At 68.1% G+C, this 2,229-nt stretch carries 3 protein-coding genes; all 3 read right to left on the reverse strand.

The window, feature by feature from the left end; all coding sequences use genetic code 11:
- The coding region (locus VME70_11670; GenBank protein HTW20856.1) for an alkaline phosphatase family protein at positions 1 to 692 on the reverse strand (692 nt) is incomplete at its 3' end.
- A 160-nt stretch (positions 693 to 852) separates the two neighbouring features.
- Entirely contained in the window at positions 853 to 1,278 is a 426-nt protein-coding gene (locus VME70_11675; protein ID HTW20857.1) for an ankyrin repeat domain-containing protein, read from the reverse strand.
- 258 nt (positions 1,279 to 1,536) lie between these two features.
- The coding region (locus VME70_11680) for an NAD(P)/FAD-dependent oxidoreductase (GenBank protein HTW20858.1) at positions 1,537 to 2,229 on the reverse strand (693 nt) is incomplete at its 5' end.

The following is a 2,229-nucleotide window of genomic DNA, read 5'->3' on the forward strand; positions in this document are numbered from 1 at the left end:
GAGCCGAAGTCGACTTCGTAGTCGTTCGGGTTGCTGGTCCAGCCGGACGACGTGCCGGTCCAGAAGTACATCCGGTTCGGGCTGGTGGGCGCCATGATCCCCTGGTGGTAGCCGTCGCAGATCGTGAAGGCGTCGGCCACCGCGTACTGGAACGGGATCTCGTCCCGGGTGAAGTAGCCCATCGTCTCTTCGGTCTTGGCCGCGACCCAGTTGTTCCACAGCCCGCCGTTGCGGGCCGCGTGGTCACCGTCCCAGGAGTGATCGAGGTCGCCGTCGGTCTGGTCGGTGAGGTTGTAAGGGAGCAGGTAGCCCAGGTCAGTGCGGGCCGCGTCGGGCTGCTGGAAGATCGTGCGCCCGTTCTGGTAGGTGAGGATCTGCTTGTCACCGAAGCCACGGACTCCGCGCAGCGTGCCGAAGTAGTGGTCGAAGGACCGGTTCTCCTGCATGAGGATCACCACGTGCTTCACGTCGGCGATGGTCCCGGTCCACCCCTTGGGCAGTCCCTTGGCCGCCGCGGCGCCGACGCTGGCGGCCGCGGTACCGGCGGTGAGGCCGGCCGCCGCCGCCGCGGTGCCGAGCGCCGTAACCTGCAGGAAGCGGCGCCGGCTGACGCCCGGCACGATCGGCCGGCCAGGCTGCCGCGGTCCGCTTGCGCCGTCCATGTGCTCACGTGAGTCATCCGAGTTGGTCATTGTTGGTCTTCCTCCGTGGGTCAACCCGCACCCGGCAATGTGCGTTTTTGTGGGGACAAGTCGTCATGGCGCGACAAGTGCCCAGTGTGGGCACGGCAGACCGCGGCAAGGTGAAACGCACCGTGTCAATCTCCGGACGGGCAGATCAACACGTTGCGGGTCATTCCTCCGGCGTCGTGAGAGGCTCGAGCAGCTCGACGAGAGTTGTCTGGTCAAAGTGCCGGGCCCAGCCGAGGGGGGTGGACTTGTGGTGCTTGTCGCGGATGTCGGGGTCGGCTCCCAGCTCGACCAGCGTGCGGGCGAGGGCGAGGTTGCCGTTTTCGGCGGCGACGTGCAGGGCGGTATGCCACGGCTCGTTGCTGGGGATGTCGCTGCGGCCGAGCGCGTTGACGTCGAAGCCGGCCGCGGCGAGCAATTCGACCGCGTTGGGTGCGCCCCGGGACGCGGCCCAGGTGACGAGGCCGGTCCGCTCTCGTCGAGCAGCGGCGACCAGCCGTGCGGTCCGCCGGTCACTCTCGCCCCGGTCGGCTTTCCGGCGAGGTGACGGCGCACCTGGGCCACATCCGCGCACGCGGCGGCCGCGCACAGGTTGTGTCCGGGCAGCTCCGGATGCTCGGCCAGCAGCTGACTGGCGGCCGCCTGGTCGGCGCGCGGGTCGTCGCTGGACGTCAGGCAGGTCGCCACCGCAGCCTCCTTTCGCTGTGCCGGCCGGTCCGCGACGCCGGTCGAAAGGAGGGTCTCAACAGTACGCTGTGGCGCTGCTCGTCGATGGGTGGGCTCAGCCCTTTCCGCGGACCAGGAGGCGCCCCACGCGCCACCCAGATTTTACGCGGTTTCCGCGCGGTCAGCTGTAGACGAGCGTCCCGTCGTCGAGATCCACCGCGGGCAGGATCTCGCGCTCTTGGTCGTGCTCCAGCATGTGGGTCCACGGCTCGTGATCGCCCTGCTTGTACAGGACGTGCTGCGAGCGCATCACGTACCCGGGGTTGAAGTTCTCCGGATCGCACCACGGCAGCAGCGGCATGTCCGTCTCCTGCGATCGCAGGGCGGGAACCACCATGGTGGCGCCCTTGTCCCGCATCGTTGCCAGCAGACGGCCAACCAGGTCGCCGACCAGGTCTACGCGCAGCGTCCAGCTGTGCCGGAAGTAGCCGAACGTGTAGGTCATGTTCGGCAGGCCGCTGATCATGATGCCGCGCCAGGTGACATGGTCGGTGAAGTCGACCGGCTCGCCGTCGACGGCGAATGCGACGTCGCCGAGGACCGACAGGTTGAAGCCGGTGGCGCTGACCACGATGTCGGCCGGGATCTCCGCCCCGGAGCTGACCTTAATCCCGTGCTCGGTGAAAGCCTCGATCGTGTCGGTGACGATCGAGGCTTTTCCCTCGCGCAGCGCCTCGAACAGGTCACCGTCCTTGACGACGGCGATGCGCTGCTGCCACGGTCGGTAGCGGGGGGTGAGGTGCTTGTCGACGTCAAAGCCCTCGGGCAGCAGCGGGCGGATGGACTCCATGAGGAACGTGTGCAGCTCGCGAGG

Source organism: Mycobacteriales bacterium, from assembly GCA_035504215.1.
Lineage (GTDB): Bacteria > Actinomycetota > Actinomycetes > JAFAQI01 > JAFAQI01 > DATAUK01.